Source organism: Scandinavium manionii, assembly GCF_024764775.1.
In the GTDB taxonomy this organism is placed as follows: domain Bacteria; phylum Pseudomonadota; class Gammaproteobacteria; order Enterobacterales; family Enterobacteriaceae; genus Scandinavium; species Scandinavium manionii.
Map to the genome: position 1 here is coordinate 1 of NZ_JALIGC010000039.1, position 25,180 is coordinate 25,180.

25 protein-coding genes and 1 rRNA gene are annotated in these 25,180 nt (G+C 53.7%); 16 read left to right on the forward strand and 10 right to left on the reverse strand.

Annotation, left to right across the window (positions count from 1 at the left end):
* Window positions 1–5 precede the first annotated feature (5 nt).
* Window positions 6–121: ribosomal RNA gene (gene rrf / locus MUU51_RS14535) — 5S ribosomal RNA — on the forward strand.
* A gap of 258 nt (window positions 122–379) precedes the next feature.
* Window positions 380–1,678, forward strand: coding sequence for an MFS family transporter (locus tag MUU51_RS14540; RefSeq protein ID WP_159776367.1), 1,299 nt, complete (start codon window positions 380–382; stop codon window positions 1,676–1,678).
* Between the two features lies 1 nt (window position 1,679).
* Here MUU51_RS14540 and MUU51_RS14545 read toward each other — a convergent pair whose 3' ends face one another.
* The 5 genes from MUU51_RS14545 to trxC all read right to left on the reverse strand — a co-directional run bounded on the left by MUU51_RS14545 (window position 1,680) and on the right by trxC (window position 7,405).
* Complete coding sequence (locus tag MUU51_RS14545; protein ID WP_159776365.1) at window positions 1,680–2,003, reverse strand: YfiM family lipoprotein; 324 nt, start codon at window positions 2,001–2,003, stop codon at window positions 1,680–1,682.
* A gap of 45 nt (window positions 2,004–2,048) precedes the next feature.
* Entirely contained in the window at window positions 2,049–3,404 is a 1,356-nt protein-coding gene (pssA, locus tag MUU51_RS14550; protein WP_159776363.1) for a CDP-diacylglycerol--serine O-phosphatidyltransferase, read from the reverse strand.
* Window positions 3,405–3,518: 114 nt separating this feature from the next.
* Window positions 3,519–6,176: a bifunctional acetate--CoA ligase family protein/GNAT family N-acetyltransferase gene (locus MUU51_RS14555; RefSeq protein ID WP_258968002.1), complete on the reverse strand. Its 2,658-nt coding sequence runs from the start codon at window positions 6,174–6,176 to the stop codon at window positions 3,519–3,521.
* A gap of 35 nt (window positions 6,177–6,211) precedes the next feature.
* Window positions 6,212–6,910: a tRNA-uridine aminocarboxypropyltransferase gene (locus MUU51_RS14560; protein ID WP_159776358.1), complete on the reverse strand. Its 699-nt coding sequence runs from the start codon at window positions 6,908–6,910 to the stop codon at window positions 6,212–6,214.
* Window positions 6,911–6,979: 69 nt separating this feature from the next.
* On the reverse strand, window positions 6,980–7,405 hold the full coding sequence (trxC, locus tag MUU51_RS14565; RefSeq protein WP_110508823.1) for a thioredoxin TrxC: 426 nt from the start codon (window positions 7,403–7,405) through the stop codon (window positions 6,980–6,982).
* 208 nt (window positions 7,406–7,613) lie between these two features.
* Between trxC and MUU51_RS14570 the strand changes: the two genes are divergently transcribed.
* The gene (locus MUU51_RS14570) at window positions 7,614–8,711 is read left to right on the forward strand and encodes a tRNA/rRNA methyltransferase (protein ID WP_159776356.1); all 1,098 of its coding nucleotides are present in this window, start codon (window positions 7,614–7,616) and stop codon (window positions 8,709–8,711) included.
* Window positions 8,712–8,761: 50 nt separating this feature from the next.
* On the opposite strand, the gene ung is transcribed toward MUU51_RS14570, so the two are convergent.
* Complete coding sequence (gene ung, locus MUU51_RS14575; RefSeq protein ID WP_258968003.1) at window positions 8,762–9,451, reverse strand: uracil-DNA glycosylase; 690 nt, start codon at window positions 9,449–9,451, stop codon at window positions 8,762–8,764.
* 318 nt (window positions 9,452–9,769) lie between these two features.
* Here ung and grcA point away from each other — a divergent pair, with 318 nt between their 5' ends.
* A complete protein-coding gene (gene grcA, locus MUU51_RS14580) occupies window positions 9,770–10,153 on the forward strand; it encodes an autonomous glycyl radical cofactor GrcA (RefSeq protein WP_110508829.1) in 384 nt (127 codons plus the stop codon).
* Between the two features lie 191 nt (window positions 10,154–10,344).
* On the opposite strand, the gene srmB is transcribed toward grcA, so the two are convergent.
* Window positions 10,345–11,685: an ATP-dependent RNA helicase SrmB gene (srmB, locus tag MUU51_RS14585; RefSeq protein WP_258968004.1), complete on the reverse strand. Its 1,341-nt coding sequence runs from the start codon at window positions 11,683–11,685 to the stop codon at window positions 10,345–10,347.
* Between the two features lie 134 nt (window positions 11,686–11,819).
* On the opposite strand from srmB, the gene trmN reads away from it, so the two are divergent.
* Window positions 11,820–12,557 carry a tRNA(1)(Val) (adenine(37)-N(6))-methyltransferase TrmN gene (trmN, locus tag MUU51_RS14590; protein ID WP_159776375.1) on the forward strand — a complete coding sequence of 246 codons (738 nt, stop codon included), beginning with the start codon at window positions 11,820–11,822 and terminating at the stop codon, window positions 12,555–12,557.
* Here trmN and nadB read toward each other — a convergent pair.
* A complete protein-coding gene (gene nadB / locus MUU51_RS14595; protein ID WP_258968005.1) occupies window positions 12,542–14,161 on the reverse strand; it encodes an L-aspartate oxidase in 1,620 nt (539 codons plus the stop codon). The genes trmN and nadB overlap by 16 nt on opposite strands.
* Window positions 14,162–14,584: 423 nt before the next feature.
* Here nadB and rpoE point away from each other — a divergent pair, with 423 nt between their 5' ends.
* The 11 genes from rpoE (at window position 14,585) to acpS (ending at window position 23,930) form a co-directional block, all read left to right on the forward strand.
* Complete coding sequence (gene rpoE / locus MUU51_RS14600) at window positions 14,585–15,160, forward strand: RNA polymerase sigma factor RpoE (RefSeq protein WP_110508841.1); 576 nt, start codon at window positions 14,585–14,587, stop codon at window positions 15,158–15,160.
* A gap of 31 nt (window positions 15,161–15,191) precedes the next feature.
* Window positions 15,192–15,851: an anti-sigma-E factor RseA gene (gene rseA, locus MUU51_RS14605; RefSeq protein ID WP_258968006.1), complete on the forward strand. Its 660-nt coding sequence runs from the start codon at window positions 15,192–15,194 to the stop codon at window positions 15,849–15,851.
* Window positions 15,851–16,804 (forward strand): sigma-E factor regulatory protein RseB, encoded by a 954-nt coding sequence (gene rseB, locus MUU51_RS14610; RefSeq protein ID WP_159776346.1) that lies wholly within the window; start codon window positions 15,851–15,853, stop codon window positions 16,802–16,804. The genes rseA and rseB overlap by 1 nt, the downstream gene beginning before the upstream one ends.
* Complete coding sequence (gene rseC, locus MUU51_RS14615) at window positions 16,801–17,280, forward strand: SoxR-reducing system protein RseC (RefSeq protein WP_159776344.1); 480 nt, start codon at window positions 16,801–16,803, stop codon at window positions 17,278–17,280. The genes rseB and rseC overlap by 4 nt, the downstream gene beginning before the upstream one ends.
* 185 nt (window positions 17,281–17,465) lie before the next feature.
* On the forward strand, window positions 17,466–19,265 hold the full coding sequence (gene lepA, locus MUU51_RS14620) for a translation elongation factor 4 (protein WP_159776342.1): 1,800 nt from the start codon (window positions 17,466–17,468) through the stop codon (window positions 19,263–19,265).
* Between the two features lie 17 nt (window positions 19,266–19,282).
* On the forward strand, window positions 19,283–20,257 hold the full coding sequence (gene lepB, locus MUU51_RS14625; protein WP_159776340.1) for a signal peptidase I: 975 nt from the start codon (window positions 19,283–19,285) through the stop codon (window positions 20,255–20,257).
* 223 nt (window positions 20,258–20,480) lie between these two features.
* On the forward strand, window positions 20,481–21,161 hold the full coding sequence (gene rnc, locus MUU51_RS14630) for a ribonuclease III (RefSeq protein ID WP_159760801.1): 681 nt from the start codon (window positions 20,481–20,483) through the stop codon (window positions 21,159–21,161).
* Window positions 21,158–22,063, forward strand: coding sequence for a GTPase Era (gene era / locus MUU51_RS14635; RefSeq protein WP_159776338.1), 906 nt, complete (start codon window positions 21,158–21,160; stop codon window positions 22,061–22,063). Before rnc ends, era begins: the two co-directional genes overlap by 4 nt.
* Before the next feature lie 12 nt (window positions 22,064–22,075).
* The gene (gene recO / locus MUU51_RS14640; protein ID WP_159776334.1) at window positions 22,076–22,792 is read left to right on the forward strand and encodes a DNA repair protein RecO; all 717 of its coding nucleotides are present in this window, start codon (window positions 22,076–22,078) and stop codon (window positions 22,790–22,792) included.
* 26 nt (window positions 22,793–22,818) lie between these two features.
* Complete coding sequence (gene pdxJ, locus MUU51_RS14645; RefSeq protein ID WP_159776332.1) at window positions 22,819–23,550, forward strand: pyridoxine 5'-phosphate synthase; 732 nt, start codon at window positions 22,819–22,821, stop codon at window positions 23,548–23,550.
* Entirely contained in the window at window positions 23,550–23,930 is a 381-nt protein-coding gene (gene acpS, locus MUU51_RS14650; RefSeq protein ID WP_159776330.1) for a holo-ACP synthase, read from the forward strand. The genes pdxJ and acpS overlap by 1 nt, the downstream gene beginning before the upstream one ends.
* Here acpS and MUU51_RS14655 read toward each other — a convergent pair.
* Both MUU51_RS14655 and MUU51_RS14660 read right to left on the reverse strand, forming a co-directional pair.
* Window positions 23,927–24,187 (reverse strand): YfhL family 4Fe-4S dicluster ferredoxin, encoded by a 261-nt coding sequence (locus tag MUU51_RS14655; RefSeq protein ID WP_159760791.1) that lies wholly within the window; start codon window positions 24,185–24,187, stop codon window positions 23,927–23,929. The two genes, acpS and MUU51_RS14655, sit on opposite strands and share 4 nt — an antisense overlap.
* A gap of 56 nt (window positions 24,188–24,243) precedes the next feature.
* The gene (locus tag MUU51_RS14660) at window positions 24,244–25,092 is read right to left on the reverse strand and encodes a MurR/RpiR family transcriptional regulator (RefSeq protein WP_159760789.1); all 849 of its coding nucleotides are present in this window, start codon (window positions 25,090–25,092) and stop codon (window positions 24,244–24,246) included.
* Window positions 25,093–25,180 lie beyond the last annotated feature (88 nt).

A 25,180-nucleotide genomic window follows, 5' to 3' on the forward strand; every position in this document is an offset into this window, starting at 1 on the left:
ATTTGCCTGGCGGCAACAGCGCGGTGGTCCCACCTGACCCCATGCCGAACTCAGAAGTGAAACGCCGTAGCGCCGATGGTAGTGTGGGGTCTCCCCATGCGAGAGTAGGGAACTGCCAGGCATCAAACAAGTAAGAAACCCCGACCGAAAGGCCGGGGTTTTTTGCGTTTATACGTCATAAAATCCATCCAGCAATACACCCACCTTAATCTCTTGCGACAATTCCTGATTACTGATCCTGCTAACGGAATTTGTGCTTTTGATCACAAAGTATATTATAACAACTATGTAACATTTGGGTTGATAATTGTTCTGCCTGAGCAGATGCTCAATATCTGCATCAGGAGCAGACCTGGTTTTTTGCTGGAGTATAATAACAATGACCGAGAATACGTATTCATCCCGAGAGTCCCTGATGGGCAGTGATTCACGGCGTCGGGTCTGGGCTATCGTGGGTGCTTCATCTGGTAACCTTGTCGAGTGGTTTGATTTTTACGTCTATTCGTTTTGCTCACTCTATTTTGCACATATCTTCTTCCCCTCAGACAATACCACTACACAGCTACTGCAAACCGCCGGCATTTTTGCTGCCGGTTTTCTGATGCGACCGATTGGCGGCTGGTTGTTTGGACGTATTGCCGATCGCCACGGACGAAAAAAGTCGATGCTGATTTCTGTCTGCATGATGTGCTTTGGCTCGTTGGTGATTGCCTGTCTGCCTGGATATGCGGCGATTGGCACCTGGGCTCCGGCATTGCTGCTACTGGCAAGATTGTTCCAGGGACTTTCCGTCGGCGGAGAGTACGGCACCAGCGCAACTTACATGAGTGAAGTGGCGATTGAAGGCCGGAAGGGGTTCTTTGCCTCATTTCAGTATGTAACGCTGATCGGCGGCCAGCTGTTGGCTCTGCTTGTGGTCGTTGTTCTTCAGCAAGTGCTGAGCAATGAGGATTTGCATACCTGGGGCTGGCGTATTCCCTTTGCGCTGGGTGCAGTACTGGCGTTAGTTGCACTTTGGTTACGTCGTCAGCTGGATGAAACGTCACAGCAGGAAACGCGCGCCTTGAAGGAAGCCGGATCGTTCAAAGGCCTGTGGCGCAACCGCAAAGCGTTTTTGATGGTGCTCGGCTTCACTGCCGGTGGTTCTTTGGTGTTCTATACCTTTACAACCTATATGCAAAAGTATTTGGTGAACACCACGGGTATGAGCGCAAGCGTGGCCAGCATCGTGATGACGGCTGCGCTTTTTTGCTATATGGCAGTGCAGCCGTTGTTCGGTGCTCTGTCCGACAGAATTGGTCGGCGTACGTCGATGCTGTGCTTTGGTGGACTGGCCACACTGTTTACCGTCCCAATCCTCACCGCACTCCAGCATGTGCATTCGCCGTATGCCGCGTTTGCATTAGTGATGTGCGCCTTGCTGATCGCCAGTTTTTACACATCGATAAGCGGGATCCTGAAAGCTGAAATGTTCCCCGCTCAGGTGCGTGCGCTTGGTGTTGGGTTATCTTACGCCGTCGCCAACGCGTTGTTCGGTGGTTCGGCAGAGTATGTCGCCCTGTCGCTGAAATCTATGGGCTTTGAGAGTGCGTTCTTCTGGTATGTCACTCTGCTGAGTGCGGTGGCATTTGTGGTATCGCTGATGCTGCACAGCAAAGGGAAGGGATTACGCCTGTAGCTTATTGATAGGCCATATGCCACACCGCATATCCGGTTGTGGCCCCGGCGACATCCCATGCAAAATCTTTCCAACTCCAGCCGCTGCCTGATGGGCGGCTGTCCCATGTTTCCTTTCCTGCACCAAGACTGAGAGAGAACATCAGGCCATAGGCTGCACTTCTATCCTGACTGAATCCTTGATGCTGGGCGTATTCGTTGCCTGCTGCGGAGAGAATGGCGGACGCAATAAAGTGTTGTGCCTTATCCTGTCCGGTCCAGGCATCATTGGCCATATGGCTGCAACCGCAAAGCCACAGTGAAGACAGCAGAACCAGAATACGCATAGCAGGCTCCCTGTAAAAAAGCCCCGACCATGCGGGGCTTGAGGATCACAGAATGCGGCTGATGAGCCTGTCGATTCGAATTCGACGCAGACGGCGAATCAGCTTACGGACTTTAACCGGATAGTCGGCGATACTTTGCAGATCGCGATAATGATTCACCACGGTGGTATGTTTGCGGATCAGTTCCAGCTCTTTATCCCTGGCCTCGGCCAACTGCTGTTTCGGATCGTGAATGAGAATTGCGTTCTCCAGATCCAGTCGCCATGCGCGTGGGTTCAGGTTGTTGCCGGTCAGCAGCATCCATTCATCATCGACCCACATGCCCTTCAGATGGTAGCTGTTGTCTTCATCTTTCCACAGGCGAACTACCAACTGGTCCGTATTCACATAATACTGCAGGCGGCTAAGGAAACGGCGCAGATTGATTTCATACAAATAAGGCAGCGCGCCGATGATTTTAAACGGCTGATCTTCTGGAATATAAAAGTCATTGGCCGTTTTATCACCAACAATAATTTCAACCTTTTTCCCCTGCCGCAGCAGGTGGATAATGTTTCGCACTAATACTGCAGGAAGGTTGAAATAAGGCGTACAGATAGTCAATTTCTCTTCGGCGCACGGCATCAAATGGAAAATCGTCTTATTGAGCATGCTCGATTTTCCGAGCCCAACCAGTGGCGTAACGGAGAGCTGCTCGTTATCAGCATCGCCCTGGAAATGGTAGCCGGTGTCACGCAGTTCCTGGCGATAGAGACGAATATCGTTTTTGATTTCCGGGCTTTTCGGGCGCTCATTATCATCGAGACGGTTTACGCCACGGCCATGCACCAGATTCTGATCCACCCAGTCAAACATGATATCGGCCATCTGCGCATTACCAATCGACTGGTAGCGGTCATAGCGATACTTATCATGCTGATGCAGGTAAACGTCGTTGATGCTCGCGCCGCTGTAGAGCACACAGTCGTCGATGATAAAGCCTTTATAGTGCAGAACACCTAACGCCTCGCGGGTATTAACCGGCACGCCGTACACCGGCACATCCACGCCAGGGTTTCCCTGAGCCATACGGGTGTACCAATCGGCGTTGGTGTTAGATGCAGCGGCACCAATGCGTCCACGCTGGGCGCGGTGCCAGTCTACCAGGATACGGACATCGAGTTCGGGGCGCTGACGCTTGGCGTCATAAATAGCCTGCAAAACCGCTTTACCGCCATCATCTTGTTCCAGATAAAGGGCGATAATGCAGATGCGGCGAGTCGCATTGGCGATTTTAGCCAACAGCACTTGCCGAAAATCCGCAGGGGCGTAAAAGAACTCGACATCATCAACTGACTGAGAAAGCTTAGGTAGTTGAGCAAGGTGTTGTTGATGCTTGTTGCGCTTAAATTTTGACAACATCACAGTGCGATTCTTCTCTGATTAATCAAGGGTCCTCTGTACCATGCAGACGACAGAAGCGAGCAATAATACCATCAGTACCAGCTAAAGTGGTCAACATTTCCAGCAGCTTAGTTACGATGGCGATGAGGATAGTCTTAATGTCAACCCGACAATGCCATCTTCAAGCTGGATATCGACGTCAAAACCCAGCTTACGGGCCAGAGCAATCATTCCCTGATTATTAGGCATGGTAATGCCATTCAAGCGTGATAGCCCATGTTCACGCGTATAGTCGATGAGTTTTTCCAGCAGACGACGCCCCAGGCCAAGGCCTTTTAAATCGGAACGCACCAGCACGGCAAACTCAGCATCAATATTGTCGGGGTCTGAAATCGCGCGCGTAACGCCCAGGATTTCAATCCCTGTCTCCGTGGAATGCACGGCGACAAAAGCCATTTCACGATCGTAGTCGATCTGCGTCATATTGGCTAAATCGTCATGGGTAAATTCATTGATTTCACTGAAGTAGCGGTAGTAGAGATCTTCTTTTGTGACCTGGGCGATAAACTTCTGCAACAGCGGTTCATCCTCCGGCAGGATGGGGCGAAACAGGCAGCGTTCACCGTTCTTCAGTTCGACCCACTCTTCAAATTGCTGCGGATATGGACGCACCGTTAAACGGCTTTCGCTATCCCCTTCAAACGGTCCGATTTCAAGCGTCACATCCAGTGCGGTAAATTCGTTCCCGGAGGCCAGCAAAGGATGAATGTCCAGGCGCTGGATCTCCGGACAGTCGACAATCAGATTCGACACCTGGACCAGCACCTGGCTGAGACCCATCACATCCAGCGGACGCAATGCACTTCTGCCACGGATCTTCTTACTTTTAATCGCCTGAATCACCAGATAACGGGCGAGATTCATGTTCAGCGGTGGCAGCGCCACGGCAGCCTGATCTTCTGCGCGCCATTCAATGCCCCCCTCGCCGAGCATAATAAGCGGGCCAAACAGCGGATCGTGTTCGACGACGATCCGCAGCTCCTGAGCACCCGCGCGGTTCGCCATACTCTGAACTAACAACCCGTGGATCCGCGCCTGAGGCCAGGTCATTTTCACGCGATCGAGAATGGCATCTGCCGCTTGCTGCACTTCTGCGGCGGTACGCAGATACAGCATCACGCCCTGAACTTCTGACTTATGCGGGATATCCGGCGAACGCAGTTTTAGCGCCACCGGATAGCCAATCTGTTCGGCGATATGCACCGCTTCGGCACTGTCTGCTGCTATCCACGTCGGCAGCGTGTGCATGTCGTAAGCTTTGAGGATTGGCTGAACTTCGTGAGTGTCGAGTGACGTGGCACCTTCCGCAATGGCCTGCTGAAGCAGCGCATGGGCGTCGGCGGTATTGGCGGTCAGATTGTCCGGTAATACCGGTGTTTCACGCAGTTGCTTCTGATTACGGCGATATTCCACCATATGCATAAATGCGGTGATGGTACCTTCCGGCGTGCGGTAGGTGGGAATACCGGCATCGCTAAATAAGCGGCGTGCTTCCTGTGAGGAATATTCTCCGCACCAGTTGGTTAACACGGTGACGTATTTGCCACGGGCGTGATGACTGAGGGTATCAATTAACGCCTGGGCGCTTTCTGTTCCCGGTGCGGCTGCGCTCGGGGAATGGATGACCAACAGAGCATCATAATCCTGGCTGTCGAGCAGAATACTCAGCGCTTTTTGATAGTGTTCGCTGCTGGCGTCATCGCGCAGGTCGAGAGGGTTCGCCGCCTCTACGCTACCCGGCAGCGCAACACGAAGATGGCTCAGCGTCTCGTCGCTGAGCGTTGCCAGCTTTCCATTGCGAAGCCAAAGTTCATCCAGCGCCAGTGCCGCAGGGGCTGCGCCGTTGCTGACAATCATCAGGCGTTCACCGCGCAGTGGTCGCATATGGCTCAGCGTTTCGACGGCGGAAAACAGCTCATGTGTATCTTGCACGCGCAATAAACCGGCTCGTTGAATGGCGGCATCCCAGGCCGGATCCATTCCTGAGTTCACATGCAACAAACGTTGGGCAGCCGGACTACGTCCACTCTTAATCACCAGAATCGGTTTATTACGCGAGGCGCTACGGGCAGCCGAAACGAAACGCCGTGCATCGCTGAGGTGCTCCAGATAGAGCAAAATGGCGCTGGTTTTGCTGTCGCGGGCGAGAAAGTCGAGCAGGTCATCAACGTCAATATCGAGACTGTCACCCAAGGCGATAAAATAGGAAAAGCCCATCTCGCGCTGTTGCGCCCAGTCAAGAATGGTATTGGACACCGCTGCCGATTGCGAAATAAACGCCAGCTTACCGCGACGAATCGGCACCGGCGAAAAGCTGGCATTCAGTCCTTGCCAGGGGGCAAGCAGCCCCAGACTGTTAGGGCCGAGAAGGCGCATCTGATAACGGGCGGCGCAGGCTTTCAGTTCGCTGAATTGTTCTGGCGGCGCGGAAAGAATAATACACGTTTTACAGCCTTTCTGACCGAGCGCTTCCAGCAGTTCCAGATTGCGTTTCGCATGGGTGCAGATAACGGCCAGGTCCGGCGTGAACGGCAGGCTGTCGATATCAGGCCAGGCCAGTACCCCCAGCACCGCTTTCCAGGTAGGCGTCACCGGCAAAACCGGCCCGCTAAAACCGCCGGCCAGCAGATTGCGCATCATAAGATAGCCCGCACGCTGCGGCTTCATTGATGCGCCAATGACGGCTATTGATTTGGGTCTCAGTAACGCTTCCAGTCCCCGTTGGCTCATCGCACTCTCTCCTGGACGATCGTTCCTGAATGATTTTAAACGCTTTCTGGCTCCGTCACTGTGATGTTTCCCTTATGCTGAGGTTTTCCTGCCAGATAACGGGCGCGGAAACACTGAAAATGCTTGCCCAGTGCGCCAGCGGCTTCGGTGTCATTCGCTAAATCTAGCAGTGCGATCGCCACTTCTGCAGTGCAGTACTGACCTTCAGCCTGCGCTGCCCGCAGGTGGTAGGCAGAAACGCGTGATAAATCGACAGAAATCACCGGCAGGCCATCGAGATAAGGGCTTTTGCGGAACATTTTCCGTGCTTCGGTCCAGGTACCATCGAGCATAATAAACAGCGGCGGCTTACCTGACGGGGGCGCGGTAATGACTTCGCGTTCAGCCCCGGCATAAGACGCCGGAAAGACAACCATCGGTTGATAATCCGGATTGCGGACTAAATCGAGTAGCGCCTGAGGCGGCTCAGTGCGCGACCATTGAAAGGCTTCGGTATCGGGAAGAATATCGGCAATCAGACGGCCGGTATTACTCGGCTTCATCGGCTCGGTATCAAACATCACCAGACAAAAACGGCTCCGGGCAGCAGAAGGCATGAGGGTTTCGCACAGGCACTGTTTCAGCGGTAAAAGACAGCGCTGGCATCGGCGAATACGATTTCCACGGGCAAGAAACGGGCGAGTGGCGCGGGCGAGACGATCGGCGCGCAGGCGGAGGACGGCGTTATCAGTCATTTGGCGTTGTGCTGGAAAAACGCCATTGTCGCAGAGGGGAAAGCGGGGCACAAGACGTGCCCCGGCAGATCAGGCTTCGGTAGCTTCGTTCAACCAGCTGTCGAACGGTGCTTTAGGCACTGCACCGTTGAGCATGTCCAGCACTTCGCCTTTATGGAAAATCATAATGGTTGGAATGCTGCGAATACGGAAACGTGCGCTAAGCTCGCGTTCGGCTTCAGTATTTACTTTTACGAAACGCATTTTACCGCTGCGCTCTTCCGCGACGTCTTCGAAAATTGGTGCAAAGTTACGACATGGGCCGCACCACGGTGCCCAGAAATCAACCACGACCGGCAAATCGTCTTTCAACAATTTATCCAGCGTTTCACCGGTAGCATTGATAACATCGCCATCAAACAGCTCGTGACCGCAGCGGCCACACTTGGCGGAGTCGTTAATACGATCGTCGGGGATACGGTTAAGCGCCTGGCAACTGGCACAAACGGTATTCATAGCTAACCTCTGGGTAATCGGGTTGAGTCAACGGCCTGAGTGGCCGAAATGTTTCCTTAATGTTGCGTATTATCGATGAGACTGTTTTAAAGGACAATGTGATTTATTCGATGAATATAATAGTCGCAGTCTTTGGTACGAAATCATGGCGAAGCTCGGACACATCGGGTAATCTTCGCGCTTCGCGCAGCGCAGGTGGAGAATAAAGATGAACGACGAACTGAAAAATAAAAGCGGCAAGGTCAAAGTGATGTACGTCCGCAGTGATGATGACTCGGATAAACGCACGGAAAACCCGCGCACCGGTAAAGGCGCTGGCCTGAGCCGCAATAGCCCGTCCCGTTCCGAAGGTGGTCGTCGTCCTGCGCGCGATAGTCGTGATGGAAAGTCTCGCGATGGCAAACCGCGTGGCGGTGACCGTTTCCGCGACCGTGATAACTCACGTGACAGCGGACCACGCGACGACAACCCATGGCGCACCGTGTCCCGCGCACCGGGCGCAGTTGTTGCAGACAAACCCGATCACGGCGGGATCAGCGGCAAGAGTTTTGTCGACCCGGAAGTTATCCGTCGTCAGCGTGCAGAAGAAACCCGTGTTTACGGCGAAAATGCCTGTCAGGCACTGTTCCTGAGCCGTCCGGACTGCATCGTTCGTGCCTGGTTCATCCAGAGCGTGACCCCGCGTTTCAAAGAAGCCCTGCGTTGGATGGCGGCAAACCGTAAAGCCTATCACGTGGTAGACGAAGCGGAGCTGGAGAAAGCGTCTGGCACCGAACACCACGGCGGCGTTTGCTTCCTGATCAAAAAGCGTAACGGTACCAGCGTTAAGCAGTGGGTAAGTGAAGCCGCTGCTGAAGACTGCGTACTGGCGCTGGAAGATGTGGGTAACCCACACAACCTTGGCGCAATAATGCGTAGCTGCGCACACTTCGGTGTGAAGGGGGTCGTGGTTCAGGATGCCGCAGTACTGGAGTCCGGTGCTGCAATCCGTACCGCAGAAGGTGGCGCAGAGCACGTACAACCGATCACCGCTGACAGCTTCATTGACGCGCTGGATCAGTTCCGCAAAGCGGGTTATGCGATTGTGACCACCTCCAGCCATAAAGGCACTCCGCTGTTCAAAGCGACGATGCCGAAGAAAATGGTACTGGTGCTGGGTCAGGAACGTGATGGTCTGTCCGATGCCGCTCTTGAGTCTTCAGACTTGAGCGTCGCTATCAACGGAACCGGCAATGTAGAAAGCCTGAACGTTTCCGTCGCAACCGGCGTTCTGCTGGCCGAATGGTGGCGTCAGAACAAAGGCTGATGCTTCGACATTGCTAAAATGAAAATGCCAGCGCGATGCTGGCATTTTTTTTACTCACTTTCAGCCGGCAGGACCGGCATCCAGTCAATTGGCGGCTCGCCGCGTTGCGCCAGCCATTCGTTGGCCAGTACAAAGTGATTTGAGCCAAAGAAGCCACGATGGGCCGAAAGTGGTGACGGATGCGGCGCTTTCAGCACGTGATGACGCTCGCGGTCGATAATCGCGCCTTTCTTCTGCGCATGCGCACCCCACAGTAAAAAGACCACGCCCTCGCAATGTTCATTGATTAAGGCAATCACTTTATCAGTAAAGGTTTCCCAGCCAAGGCTGGCGTGGGAATGCGCCTGGCCTGCGCGAACCGTCAGTACCGTGTTGAGCAACAGTACGCCCTGACGTGCCCAGCTTTCCAGATAACCGTGCCTCGGGCGAGTGAAGCCCGGAATGGTGCCTTCCAGCTCTTTATACATGTTTAACAGAGAAGGCGGCGTAGCAACGCCCGGGAGAACGGAAAACGCCAGTCCGTGCGCCTGGCCTGGGCCGTGATACGGATCCTGTCCGAGGATCACTACCTTCACATCGCGCAGTTCGGTATAGCGAAACGCATTGAACACATCTTTTTGCGGCGGATAAATCGTGGTTCCTGCCTGACGTTCCTCGGCAACGGTTGCCAGGGTATTGATGAAGTAGGGCTGTTCTTTTTCACTGGCTAGCACGTCGTGCCAGGTTAAGGACGTGGTCATGTCGCTCTCCTGCGAATATTGTTGGCGATAGCTTAACGGCTTCTTTGTATGGAACAAAATTTTGTCAGCGGGAAAGTTTTCTCGATCTCAAATAAAGTTGAATGTTTACAGACATATTTGTGTTTTGCAGGGCTTGAAAATTGACTTAAAACAACAAAATTCATAGATGTACTCAGTACACACACTAATTCTATTGATTTAAATCAATGATTGCCGGGGGGTAGACTGATATATATACACTCAAGCAACAATGGTTTTACCAATTGGCCAGCGTCTGGCCAATGCAAAAACGAATAAATGAGCCTAGGGAGGCATCAAATGATTACTGGTATCCAGATTACTAAAGCTGCAAACGACGACCTGCTCAACTCTTTCTGGCTGCTTGACAGCGAGAAAGGCGAAGCGCGCTGCCTGGTAGCTAAAGGCGGTTTCACTGAAGATCAGGTTGTTGCGGTTAACGCTCTGGGCGAAATCGAATACCGTGAAATCCCGGTAGACGTTCAGCCAGAAGTCCGCGTTGAAGGTGGACAGCACCTGAACGTGAACGTTCTGCGTCGCGAAACGCTGATGGACGCCGTTGAGCACCCAGAAAAATACCCACAGCTGACCATCCGTGTTTCTGGTTACGCGGTGCGTTTCAACTCACTGACTCCAGAACAGCAGCGCGACGTTATCGCTCGTACTTTCACTGAAAGCCTGTAATTTCTCAGGGGTGGGAAGTGACGGCGATCGGCTAAGTTAACGAAAGCCAAAACGCTCAGCACAGAACGGAGAATGACTCAGTCATTCTCCGTTTTTTTATGCGTGAATCGGGATGAAGTCATGCAAGAAGAGTGAGAAAGGGTGGGGGTGGAAAGGACAGAAAAAAGCCGGGAAATATCCCGGCTCACTTTTTACTCTTCGGTTTTCTTCGGCTCGGTCGCCGCGGCAGCAGCTGCACTTGGCTTACGGCGCTTACCGATGTTTTTGGCATCGCGATGGCGATTCTTCACGCGCGGTTTTTCTTTTTCCGCTTTTTTCTTCTCTTCGCGTTTAGCCATCACTTTCTTCGATGGCTTGCCTTGCAGTTTCTCGCTTGGGACACGAGTTTGCGGACGCATTTCATCAACCACGCGAGCTTTCAGTGGCTCTTCAATGTAGCGACCGATTTTGCTCAGCAGCAGATGGTCATGCGCTTCGACTAACGAAATAGCGATACCTTTACGTCCGGCACGGCCCGTACGGCCGATACGGTGCAAATAGGTATCACCGCTGCGTGGCATGTCGAAGTTGAAGACGTGGCTCACATCCGGAATGTCGATCCCGCGAGCAGCAACGTCGGTGGCAACCAGCACATTCACGCGGCCGTCGGTCAGGCGTAAAATCGCTTCGTTACGTTTGGCCTGAACCATCTCACCTTCGAGATAACAGTTATTGATGCCTTTCTCACGCAGCCAGCCTGCCAGCTCATGTACACGCTCACGTTTACGCACAAACACGATTGAACGCGTCGCGTCTTCTTGCTGAAGCAGGTGGATCAGCAGCGCCGTTTTGTGCTGAACGTCATCGGCACGGTAGTACCACTGGTGGATCTTCTTGCGCTCGCGGGTAGACGGCGTCGCAGACACTTCCACCGGTTCTTGCAGCAGACGCTCGGAGAAGTCCTTGATAGCATCGCCTTCCAGCGTGGCAGAGAACAGCATGGTCTGCTTACGCCAGCGCGTTTCCGCAGCGATGGTTTCGATATCCTGGGCAAAGCCCATGTCCAGCATGCGGTCCGCTTCATCGAGGATCAGCGTTTCAACCGCGCGGCAGTCAAAGTTTTCTTCTTTGATGTACTGCAGCAGACGTCCGGTGGTGGCCACCACGATGTCCTGGTTTTCACTGAACACTTCAGCGTGGTTCATATAGGCCACGCCGCCAGTGATGGTAGCGATGTCTAAATGGGTATTTTTCGCCAGCTCACGAGCATGATCGGCAACCTGCATCGCCAGTTCGCGAGTTGGGGTCACAATCAGAATGCGCGGCGGGCCGGATTTTTTGCGCGGGAAGTCGAGCAGGTGCTGCAACGCTGGCAGCAGATACGCCGCCGTTTTACCGGTGCCTGTCGGCGCAGAACCGAGGACATCACGGCCATCGAGCGCAGGCGGGATCGCAGCGGCCTGAATGGCGGTCGGGCGTGTGAAGCCTTTTTCCTGGAGCGCATCCAGAAGGCTATCGTCGAGTTCTAGTTCGGAAAAAGTCGTTACAGTCATGTTCTACCTCAGTATGGGCCGCCGATTATAGACGTTATGGCCGTAATCTTCATCTGTTTGTATGGCTATCTGTTCTCGGGTATTGTGCAGTACCCGACGCTCAGGGGATTTTATCAGGAAAAAGGTTGTTGATGATGAGTCAGTCTTCATCCGTGCTTCGTCGCAATGGATTTACGTTTAAGCAATTTTTTGTCGCTCACGATCGCTGTGCCATGAAGGTCGGGACGGACGGTATTCTGCTCGGTGCCTGGGCTCCTATTGCCCGTGTCAAACGGATCCTCGACATGGGGACCGGCAGTGGTCTGCTGGCGTTAATGTTAGCGCAGCGAACGGAAAACACAGTGATGATTGATGCCGTTGAACTCGACGCCGACGCCGCTGGGCAAGCTGCAGAAAACGTCGCCGAGTCGCCGTGGGCGGATCGTGTTCATATTCATACCGCCGATGTACAGCGCTGGCTGGTGGAAGAAAACAGCCGCTATGACCTGATTATCAGTAATCCTCCGTATTATGAGCAGGGGGTGGAATGCGCCACAACTCAGCGCGAGCAGGCACGATATACCACCACCCTCGATCACGCGGCGCTGCTTAACTGTGCGGCCAATGCGATTACCGAAGACGGTTTTTTCTGTGTAGTGTTGCCAGAGAATATCGGTAATGCGTTTACCGAACGCGCGCTGTCGATGGGTTGGCATTTACGTCTGCGAACCGACGTAGCAGAAACCGAGCTGCGTCTGCCGCATCGCGCGCTACTGGCCTTCTCGCCTCAGGCGGGCGAATGCTTCAGCGACAGGCTGGTTATCCGTGGGCCAGAGCAGCAATATTCCGAAGGCTACACTGCGCTGACCCAGGCATTTTACTTGTTTATGTGAGTCAACGGGGAGAGTACCGACGGCCCTGAGTTTTCCTGCAATTCAGGATAATCCAGAGTGTAATGCAGGCCGCGGCTCTCTTTACGCATCAGGGCGCAGCGTACGATTAGCTCCGCCACTTGCACCAGATTTCGCAATTCAAGCAGGTTATTCGACACGCGGAAACGGGAGTAGTACTCGTCCAGTTCCTGCTGCAATAAGGTAATACGACGCAGCGCGCGCTCCAGACGTTTGGTGGTGCGCACAATGCCGACGTAGTCCCACATAAACAGCCGCAGTTCGTGCCAATTATGCTGAATAACCACCAGTTCATCCGGATTCTCTACCCGACTTTCATCCCAGGCAGGCAGCGAATTGACTTCGCGAGCATAAGGCATCCGTTTCTTGATATCTTCAGCCGCCGACCAGCCATACACCAGACACTCAAGCAGTGAGTTTGACGCCATGCGATTGGCGCCGTGCAGGCCGGTGTAGCTGACTTCGCCGATGGCATAAAGCCCGTCAACGTCAGTCCGACCAAAATCATCCACCATCACGCCGCCGCAGGTGTAATGCGCAGCGGGAACGATCGGCACCGGTTCTTTCGTCAAATCGATGCCGAGGCTCAGCAGTTTTTCGTGGATCATCGGGAAATGCTGACGGACAAATGCTTCCGGTTTGTGGCTGATGTCGAGATACATACAGTCCGCGCCGAGACGTTTCATTTCATGATCAATCGCGCGGGCGACAATATCGCGCGGCGCTAGCTCTTCGCGTTCGTCGAAGTCTGGCATAAAGCGCGAGCCGTCCGGGCGTTTGAGCAGAGCGCCTTCGCCGCGCAGAGCTTCGGTCAGCAAGAAATTGCGCGCCTGCGGATGATAAAGCGCGGTCGGGTGGAACTGATTGAACTCAAGATTCGCTACCTGGCAGCCCGCACGCCAGGCCATCGCAATGCCATCGCCGGAGGAAATATCTGGATTAGTGGTGTACTGATACACCTTCGAGGCGCCACCGGTTGCCAGCACCACGGATTTTGCCGCGCAGGTTTCTACCGATTCTTTATTGCGATTCCAGACCCATGCGCCAACGACTCGTCGTGTTCCGGGCAGGCCAATTTTGTCGGAGACGATCAGGTCCACGGCGTTGCTGCGCTCAATCACCTGAATATTCGGGTGGTTTAACGCTTTTCCGACAAGCGTTGTTTCAACCTCTTTCCCTGTGGCATCAGCGGCATGAAGTATACGGCGATGGCTGTGACCACCTTCACGTGTCAGATGATAGCTGGCTTCGCCATTGGCCTGGACTTCCGTATCAAACAGCACGCCCTGGTCGATAAGCCACTGGACGCACGGGCGGGCGTTGCTGGCGACAAACGATACCGCATGGCGGTCGCAAAGACCGGCCCCGGCAATCAGCGTGTCGTCGACATGAGATTCAATGCTGTCCGTTTCGTCGAACACGGCGGCAATCCCACCCTGAGCGTAAAACGTCGAGCCTTCGCTGATGGGGCCTTTACTGAGCACAATGACTGAACTGTGCTCGGCGAGGCGTAGCGCAAGGGATAAACCGGCAGCACCGCTACCGACAATGAGCACATCACAGGAGAGGTCGGGAGTCGTTGTCATAGTCTGTGTTTAATTTACTAAACAAGGTTCAGGCAATGTAGCACCAGAGTCCCGCTTTTAGCACGATTATTTTTCTGTGTGGTTGTAATGGCTAAACAGAGAGGCTGAGCGGGAAAGTTTGTAAATCAAAGAAAATTATTGCGAAGCAGATCGTTACCTTCAGATTTTATGATGAAAAAGAGGTGGCATTACGGTACTCTGCAGACAGATTTCAGACGTTTATTGTGCGCCTGACACTTCATTTAGCAGTGGTAGACTTATAATGAGTGATAATGAACTGTCTATCCACAGTCACAAAAAGCAAAGGCGTAACTGAACTTTACGATAATAGCCCACTCTAAGCTGTTGCTTGCTCATAGTGCAGTATGTGGAGTGGCGTTTTGATTACGCATGGGAATAAGGTTTGAGGAGACATTACCTCGGATGAGCGAGCAGTTAACGGATCAGGTCCTTGTCGAGCGGGTCCAAAAGGGAGATCAGAAGGCCTTCAACCTGCTGGTGATACGCTATCAGCATAAAGTGGCAAACCTGGTTTCCCGATACGTACCGTCTGGCGATGTGCCTGACGTAGTACAAGAGTCTTTTATAAAGGCCTATCGTGCGCTGGATTCGTTCCGGGGAGATAGTGCTTTCTATACATGGCTGTACCGAATCGCCGTGAACACGGCAAAAAATTACCTGGTTGCTCAGGGGAGACGCCCACCAGCAAGTGATGTTGACGCGATTGAAGCAGAAAATTACGAAAGTGGCGGTGCACTGAAAGAAATTTCGAACCCTGAGAACTTAATGTTGTCAGAAGAACTGAGACAAATAGTGTTCCGTACCATTGAGTCTCTCCCGGAAGATTTACGCATGGCAATCACGTTACGGGAGTTGGATGGCCTGAGCTATGAAGAGATAGCCGCTATCATGGATTGTCCAGTGGGTACGGTTCGCTCGCGCATTTTCCGTGCACGAGAAGCTATTGATAATAAAGTTCAACCGCTAATCAGGCGTTGACGATAGCGGAATACTGGAAAAGGTATTAGGCATGCAGAAAGAAAAACTTTCCGCCTTAATGGATGGTGAAACGCTGGATAACGAGTTGCTCAATGAGCTGACCCGTTCATCTGAGATGCAAAAAGCATGGGAGAGCTACCATCTTATCCGCGATACCATGCGTGGTGAGACGGCGCAGACTCTCAATTTTGATATTTCAGCCCGCGTTATGGCCGCTATTGAGAATGAACCTGTACGTCTGGCGACGCCGCTCATTCCTGAAGCCCAACCCGCACCACACCAGTGGCAGAATATGCCGTTCTGGAAAAAAGTGCGTCCGTGGGCCAGCTCCCTTACCCAAATGGGCGTTGCAGCTTGCGTATCACTTGCGGTGATCGTGGGCGTTCAGCACTACAACGGGCAATCCAATTCGCCCGACCAGCCTGAAACGCCGGTGTTTAACACACTGCCGATGATGGGCAAAGCAAGTCCGGTCAGTCTGGGTGTTCCAGCCGATGCCAGCGCGAGCAGTAATGCAGGTACAGGTCAGCAGCAAGTTCAGGAACAGCGCCGTCGTATCAACGCGATGCTTCAGGACTACGAATTGCAGCGTCGTCTGCACTCCGAACAGCTTCAGTTTGAACAAGCCCAGACTCAGCAAGCTGCTGTTCAGGTGCCTGGATATCAAACGTTAGGAACGCAATCGCAGTAATGAAGCAACTTTGGTGTGCCATGTCTTTAATGGCTGGTAGCCTGTTCTTCTCCGCCAACGCCTCGGCAGATGTCTCGTCCGGGGCGTTGTTGCAGCAGATGAATCTGGCCAGCCAGTCTCTCAACTACGAGCTGTCGTTTGTCAGCATCAATAAGCAGGGCGTAGAGTCACTACGCTATCGTCACGCGCGTCTGAATAATCAGGCCCTGGCGCAACTGCTGCAGATGGACGGTCCGCGCCGTGAAGTCGTCCAGCGCGGAAACGAAATCAGCTATTTCGAGCCCGGTCTCGATCCCTTCACCCTGAACGGCGATTACATCGTCGATTCACTGCCATCTCTGGTCTATACCGACTTCAAACGCCTCGCGCCATACTACGACTTTATCTCCGTGGGTCGCACCCGCATTGCCGACAGGCTGTGTGAGGTCATCCGCGTGGTGGCGCGTGACGGGACGCGCTACAGCTATATCGTGTGGCTGGACTCGGAAACCAAACTGCCGATGCGTGTCGACTTGCTGGACAGAGACGGTGAAACGCTCGAGCAGTTCCGCGTTGTGGCGTTTAACGTCAGCGAGCAGGTGAGCAGCAACATGCAGACGTTGTCCACCGCGAGCCTGCCGCCGCTGTTGTCCGTGCCGGTTGGCGATAAAGTGAAATTCAGCTGGCTGCCGAGCTGGCTGCCGCAAGGGTTTGTTGAGGTTGCCGGAAGCCGTAGAACGTTGCCGACAATTGATACGCCGGTCGAGTCACGTCTTTATTCCGACGGGCTGTTTAGTTTCTCGGTGAACGTGAATCATGCCAATGCCAACAGCAGCGAGCAAGTCCTGCGCACCGGACGCCGTACAGTCAGCACCTCCGTTCGCGACAACTCTGAAATCACCATTGTGGGTGAGCTGCCACCGCAGACGGCGAAACGCATCGCGGACAGCATCAAATTCAAGGCGGCGCCATGATTAAAGAGTGGGCCACGGTTATCTCCTGGGGCGACGGAGTCGCGAAGGTGAGCTGTGACGTCAAATCCTCCTGTAGCAGTTGCTCCTCGCGGGCAGGCTGTGGCAGCCGGGTACTCAATAAGCTCGGGCCGCAAACGGAACATACCATTATCGTGCCCAGCGCGGAGCCGCTGATGGTGGGACAGAAAGTAGAGCTTGGCATCAGCGAGGGTAGCCTGTTGACCTCCGCGGTGCTGGTCTACATGACGCCGCTACTGGGTCTTTTCGTCATGGCTGCGGTGTTCCAGCTGTTATTTGGTAGTGATGTAGCCGCGTTTGCCGGTGGTGTTTTAGGTGGCGTGGGTGGCTTTTTGGTAGCCCGTGGCCTTTCCCCAAAACTGGCTTCTCGTGAAGCGTGGCAGCCGGTCATTATCAGTGTCGGTCTGCCGCCAAATATGCTGCGCGTCGACGCCTCATCTTCTGAACTGAGCCAGTAATTACGCTGGCTTTTATCTTTATTTACATCTCCAGCAGGATCTCCCCACAACTAACCGCTAAGCTTGCCGGAAGAGCATTTCCTGGCGACGGAGATGTAGTGTAGAATGCGGCGTTTTCGAACGATCAAACGTCAGGCGCAGACCCGCGGCCTCCAGGAATTCGTAAGGCATAACTAACTCTAACTATGAAGAATATACGTAACTTTTCGATCATTGCTCACATCGACCACGGTAAATCGACGTTGTCTGACCGTATTATCCAGATTTGCGGTGGTCTTTCCGATCGTGAAATGGCGGCGCAGGTTCTAGATTCCATGGATCTGGAACGTGAACGCGGCATCACCATCAAAGCGCAGAGCGTGACCCTGGATTACAAAGCGACGGATGGTGAAACCTACCAGCTTAACTTCATCGACACCCCGGGCCACGTTGACTTCTCCTATGAAGTTTCTCGTTCTTTGGCCGCCTGTGAAGGCGCACTGCTGGTGGTTGACGCCGGGCAGGGCGTAGAAGCACAGACGCTGGCCAACTGCTACACCGCGATGGAAATGAACCTGGAAGTGGTTCCCGTCCTGAACAAAATTGACCTGCCAGCGGCCGATCCGGAACGTGTGGCGGAAGAAATTGAAGATATCGTCGGCATCGACGCCGCAGACGCAGTGCGCTGCTCGGCGAAAACCGGCGTCGGCGTGCCTGAAGTATTAGAACGTCTGGTGCGTGATATCCCCGCGCCACAGGGCGATCCGGAAGCACCGCTGCAGGCGCTGATCATCGACTCCTGGTTTGATAACTACCTCGGCGTTGTGTCGCTTATTCGTGTGAAAAACGGCACCCTGCGCAAAGGCGACAAAGTTAAAGTCATGAGTACCGGCCAGGTCTACAACGCAGACCGCTTGGGTATCTTCACCCCTAAACAGGTTGACCGTACCCAGCTGAACTGCGGCGAAGTAGGCTGGCTGGTTTGTGCGATCAAAGACATCCTGGGCGCACCGGTTGGCGATACTCTGACGCTGTCCCGTAACCCGGCTGACAAAGCGCTGCCTGGCTTCAAGAAAGTCAAACCGCAGGTTTACGCGGGCCTGTTCCCGGTCAGTTCCGATGATTACGAGAACTTCCGTGACGCGCTGGGCAAACTGAGCCTCAACGATGCTTCCCTGTTCTACGAGCCAGAAAGCTCAACGGCGCTGGGCTTCGGCTTCCGCTGTGGCTTCCTCGGCCTGCTGCACATGGAAATCATCCAGGAGCGTCTGGAGCGTGAATACGATCTGGATCTGATCACCACCGCGCCGACGGTAGTGTATGAAGTGCAGACCACCAACAATGAAGTTATCTACGTTGATAGCCCGTCTAAACTGCCGCCGCTGAATAACATTGAAGAGCTCCGTGAGCCTATCGCTGAGTGTCACATGCTGCTGCCGCAGGAATATCTCGGCAACGTCATGACCCTGTGCGTGGAGAAACGTGGCGTGCAGACCAACATGGTTTACCACGGTAACCAGGTTGCGCTGACCTATGAAATTCCAATGGCTGAAGTGGTGCTCGACTTCTTCGACCGTCTGAAGTCCACCTCCCGTGGCTACGCGTCACTGGATTACAACTTCAAACGCTTCCAGGCATCCAACATGGTGCGTGTTGATGTCCTGATCAACGGCGAGCGTGTTGATGCCCTGGCGCTGATCACCCATAACGACAATGCGCCGTATCGCGGTCGTGAACTGGTTGAGAAGATGAAAGAACTGATCCCGCGTCAGCAGTTTGATATCGCGATCCAGGCGGCCATCGGTAACCACATCATTGCGCGTTCTACTGTGAAACAGCTGCGTAAAAACGTTCTGGCTAAATGCTACGGCGGCGATGTCAGCCGTAAGAAAAAGCTGCTGCAGAAACAGAAAGACGGTAAAAAACGTATGAAACAGGTTGGTAACGTTGAGCTGCCACAGGAAGCGTTCCTCGCCATTCTGCATGTCGGAAAAGATGGTAAATAACCAATAAAGGAGTTGGCATGGCGAACATGTTTGCCCTGATCCTGGTCATTGCGACCCTGGTGACAGGGATTTTATGGTGCCTGGATAAGTTTATTTTTGCACCAAAACGCCGTGAACGTCAGGCCGTTGCGCAGGTTGCAGCGGGTGATACGCTGGATAAAAAGACGTTGAAGAAAGTTGGCCCGAAACCGGGCTGGCTGGAAACGGGCGCATCTGTATTCCCGGTGCTGGCTATCGTGCTGATTGTGCGCTCATTTATTTATGAGCCATTCCAGATCCCATCAGGTTCCATGATGCCAACGCTGTTAATCGGTGACTTTATTCTGGTGGAGAAATTCGCCTATGGAATCAAAGACCCGATTTATCAGAATACGTTAATTGAAACCGGTCATCCGAAACGGGGTGATGTTGTGGTGTTCAAATATCCGGAAGATCCGCGTCTTGATTATATTAAGCGCGCTGTTGGTCTGCCGGGTGATAAAGTGACGTACGATCCTATCGCCAAAGAAGTCACCATTCAGCCAAACTGCAGTTCCGGTCAGGCGTGTGGTAACGCACTGCCGGTGACGTACTCCCACGTTGAGCCAAGCGATTTCGTACAGACCTTTGCCCGTCGTAACGGCGGCGAAGCGACTAGCGGTTTCTGGCAGTTGCCGAAAGGTGAGAACAAAGACAACGGCGTGCGTCTGAGCGAGCGCAAAGAAACGCTCGGTGATGTCACACACCGTATTCTGACTGTGCCAATCGCGCAGGACCAGCTGGGTATGTACTATCAACAGCAGGGCCAGCAGTTGGCGACCTGGGTTGTTCCACCGGGACACTACTTCATGATGGGTGATAACCGTGATAATAGCGCAGACAGCCGCTACTGGGGCTTTGTTCCGGAAGCGAATCTGGTCGGCAAAGCGGTTGGCATCTGGATGAGTTTCGAAAAACAGGAAGGTGAATGGCCGACGGGCGTACGCTTAAGTCGTATCGGCGGTATTCATTAATTTCTGACTTTTGTTCATGCTGCCATGCTTATCGTGGCAGCATGAATTATTTCGAATATAAATACCTTCCAGCTAACGACATCCCTACGCGTTGCGTATAGAATGTCCCCCCGAAGTTTTAGGTTGGTACCCATCAGGGATCCACGGCACACGAAACCGCGTTGGCTTTTTCAGGTCGGTTTCGTGTGCTGAATTATTGACGCATTCATCTATTTGGTAACGCATGAACCCCATCGTAATTAATCGGCTTCAACGGAAGCTGGGCTACACTTTTCAACATCAGGATCTGTTGCAGCAGGCTTTAACCCATCGAAGCGCGAGCAGTAAGCATAATGAACGCCTCGAATTCCTGGGTGACTCCATTTTAAGTTACGTCATCGCCAACGCGTTGTATCACCGTTTTCCGCGCGTAGATGAAGGTGATATGAGCCGTATGCGTGCCACGCTTGTGCGCGGCAATACGCTGGCCGAAATCGCCCGTGAATTTGAACTGGGTGAGTGCCTGCGTCTTGGTCCGGGTGAGCTGAAAAGCGGAGGCTTCCGCCGAGAATCAATTCTGGCTGATACCGTTGAAGCGCTGATCGGCGGCGTATTCCTCGACAGCGATATTCAAAATGTCGAAAGGCTGATCCTGAGCTGGTATCAAACCCGCCTGGATGAAATCAGCCCGGGTGATAAGCAAAAAGATCCGAAAACACGTTTGCAGGAATATTTACAGGGTCGTCACTTGCCACTGCCTTCCTATCTGGTTGTGCAGGTGCGTGGCGAAGCCCACGATCAGGAATTTACTATCCACTGCCAGGTCAGCGGCCTGAGTGAACCGGTAGTTGGCACAGGTTCCAGTCGCCGCAAGGCGGAGCAGGCTGCCGCCGAACAGGCGCTGAAAAAACTGGAGCTGGAATGAGCGACGAAAAGAGTTACTGCGGGTTTATTGCCATCGTTGGACGTCCCAACGTCGGCAAATCCACGCTGCTGAACAATCTGCTTGGGCAGAAGATATCCATTACCTCACGCAAAGCGCAAACCACGCGCCACCGCATCGTCGGTATCCATACCGAAGGGGCCTATCAGGCGATTTACGTCGATACCCCGGGTCTGCATATGGAAGAGAAGCGTGCCATCAACCGTCTGATGAACAAAGCCGCGAGCAGCTCTATCGGTGACGTTGAGCTGATCATCTTCGTGGTGGAAGGCACTCGCTGGACCGCTGACGACGAAATGGTGCTGAACAAGCTCCGTGGCGGTCGTGCGCCGGTTATCCTGGCGATCAACAAAGTGGATAACGTTCAGGAAAAAGCTGACCTGCTGCCGCATCTGCAGTTCCTTGGCAAGCAGATGGACTTCCTGGATATCGTGCCTATTTCTGCGGAAACCGGCTTCAACGTCGATACCATGGCAGGCATCGTGCGTAAGCATCTGCCGGAAGCGATTCACCACTTCCCGGAAGATTACATTACCGACCGTTCCCAGCGTTTCATGGCTTCTGAAATCATCCGTGAAAAACTGATGCGTTTCTTGGGTGCCGAACTGCCGTACTCCGTCACGGTAGAAATCGAGCGTTTCCAGACTAACGAACGCGGTGGATATGACATTCACGGTTTGATCCTGGTGGAGCGTGAAGGCCAGAAAAAGATGGTGATTGGCAACAAAGGTGCCAAGATCAAAACCATCGGAATCGAAGCCCGCAAAGATATGCAGGAGATGTTCGAATCCCCTGTACACCTTGAGCTGTGGGTGAAAGTGAAATCTGGCTGGGCCGATGACGAGCGTGCTTTACGTAGTCTCGGTTATGTCGATGATCTTTAAGTAATCCCAGATATGGATGGATGGCAGCGCGCTTTCGTCCTCCACAGCCGTCCCTGGAGCGAAACCAGTCTTATTCTGGACGTCTTCACGGAAGAGTCGGGCCGCGTGCGCCTTGTTGCTAAAGGCGCACGTTCCAAACGTTCAAATCTCAAAGGTGCGCTTCAGCCCTTTACCCCCTTGCTGGTTCGTTTTGGTGGCCGCGGTGATGTCAAAACGCTGCGCAGCGCCGAAGCTGTCTCTCTCGCACTTCCCCTCAGCGGTTTCGCGCTTTATAGCGGTTTATACGTCAACGAACTCATCTCTCGCGTGCTGGAAAACGAAACCCGTTTCTCCGAGCTCTTTTTCGATTATCTGCACTGTATTCAGGCGCTGGCTGGTGTGACGGGTACGCCGGAGCCTGTGCTGCGTCGCTTTGAGCTGGCGCTGCTGGCACATCTCGGATACGGCGTGGATTTCCTGCACTGTGCGGGCAGCGGTGAGCCGGTGGAAGACACCATGACCTACCGTTATCGTGAAGAAAAAGGCTTTATCGCAAGTGTAGTGATTGATAACAACACGTTTACCGGGCACCATTTGAAGGCTCTCGCCAACCGCGAATTCCCCGATGTGGATGCATTGCGGGCGGCGAAGCGCTTCACCCGTATGGCGCTCAAGCCGTACCTGGGAGGAAAACCGCTCAAAAGCCGCGAACTGTTCCGACAGTTTGTGCCAAAGCGTCAGGAACCGTAGAACCAAAATCAAAAACGAGGATTGTCATGGCTGAATTACTGTTAGGCGTCAACATTGACCATATCGCCACGCTGCGTAACGCACGCGGTACCGCGTATCCGGACCCGGTTCAGGCTGCATTTATCGCCGAACAGGCGGGTGCTGATGGCATCACGGTGCATCTGCGCGAAGACCGTCGTCACATCACAGACCGCGACGTGCGCATTCTGCGCCAGACCCTCGATACCCGCATGAACCTCGAAATGGCCGTTACCGAAGAAATGCTGACGATTGCCTGTGAAACCAAACCGCATTTCTGCTGCCTGGTGCCGGAAAAGCGTCAGGAAGTGACCACCGAAGGCGGGCTGGACGTTGCCGGGCAGCTCGACAAAATGCGCGACGCCTGTAAACGTCTGGCGGATGCCGGGATCCTGGTGTCGCTGTTTATCGACGCCGACCGCGCACAAATTAAAGCCGCTGCCGATGTGGGCGCGCCGTACATTGAAATCCACACTGGCTGTTACGCCGATGCGGAAAGTGAAGCGCAGCAGACAAAAGAGCTGGAACGCATCGCCAGCGCGGCGACCTACGCGGCGAGTCTTGGCCTGAAGGTGAACGCCGGGCACGGCCTGACCTATCACAACGTCAAAGCCATTGCCGCGCTGCCGGAAATGCACGAGTTGAATATCGGCCACGCGATTATTGGTCGTGCGGTAATGAGTGGCCTGAAAGAGGCTGTTTCAGAAATGAAGCGTCTGATGCAGGAAGCGCGTCGCTAATGGCCATCGTCGGTATCGGTACCGATATCGTTGAAATTACCCGCATCGAAGCGGTGATCGCCCGCAGTGGCGATCGCCTTGCGCGACGGGTGCTCAGCGAAGGCGAATGGAAAATCTGGGAAACGCACCAGCAGCCGGTGCGTTTTCTCGCCAAGCGATTTGCGGTGAAAGAGGCGGCGTCAAAAGCGCTCGGCACCGGTATCCGTAACGGACTGGCGTTTGAACAGTTTGAAGTTTACAACGATGAGCTGGGCAAACCGAAGCTGCGACTCTGGGGCGCTGCAAGCGAGCTGGCCGATCAGCTGGGCGTGGCCCATATTCACGTCACGCTGGCGGACGAACGTCATTACGCCTGCGCAACGGTGATAATGGAGAGTTAGATTTTATCTGCGTGGTGCAGCTGGACGAACTTATCCCACAGCTGCTCTTCGTTTTCAACGTGCTCAGGATTGACGATGATGGTGTTGGGGATAGGGCACACTTTCTGACAGGTCGGCGTTTCGTAATGGCCGACACACTCCGTACAGCGATCGCTGTTAATCTCATAAATGCTATTGCCCATCGAAATCGCCTCGTTAGGGCATTCCGGTTCGCACATATCGCAATTGATGCATTTTTTGGTAATTAACAGCGCCATACAGAAATTCTCAGAAACAACACAAACAGGGCGGGCATTATACGCTCATTCCTTGCTCAAACCAGCTTTTTCACCAGCGCTTCACTGTGCCGAATTCTGTCCGGCGCATGTTCCAGATCCTGCTGAACCAGCCCCATAAACAGCAAATCGGTCAGCATCATCTGTGCGCTGGTGGAAGAGATCGCCGCGCTGCGCGTCGCGAGTTCTTCTGCAATGGTGTACAAACAATGGCTCGCCCGTTGCTGTAACGCATTCGGTGAAAAACCGGTAATCGCCAGAATTTTCCCGCCCACGCGCAGCGTTTCGTCCGCCGCGAGGTTTATCTCCCGCCGTTCACCAGAATAGGAAATTGCCAGCAGTAAATCGTCAGAGGTCATCGCCTGCACTGTAGCCAGTAACGCGTGCATGTCCTGCTCGGCAACGGCGTTAAAACCAATCTTCATTAACTTCCAGCTGAAGTTTTGCGCCACCAGGCCTGAAGCACCGATTCCGGTCAGCACGATGCGCCGGGCATTACGCAGTAAATCAACGCTTTCCCGTAGCTTCTCTTCGGTATTCACATCCAGCGACGCATGCATCGCCGAGATATTGTCTTTGATGAGTTTCTCACCCACCAGACGCAGCGGATCGTCGCCGCGAATTTGGTTATGAACCGGCACCGACTGCGGATGAGGATTGCTGGCCAGCGCTTCACTCAACGCCAGTTTCAGTGCCGGAAACCCCTTAAAACCCAGTTTCTGGGCGAACTTCACTACACTAGACTGGCTGACACCGGCTACGCCAGCCAGCTGCTGCGAGCTGAGATGGCGCGCCTCGTCCGGCTGCGTCAAGATGAAATCCGCCAGCTTTTTATCACTTTGCGCAAGCCCGGAATAACGCTGGCGAATACGAATCAAACAGTTCATTGGCTCTCCAGAGGGCCGGACAACGGCCGCCTGTCAGAATTTTGTCTTTGATTATAGGGGATTGTGATGCACACACGGCTCATTACGG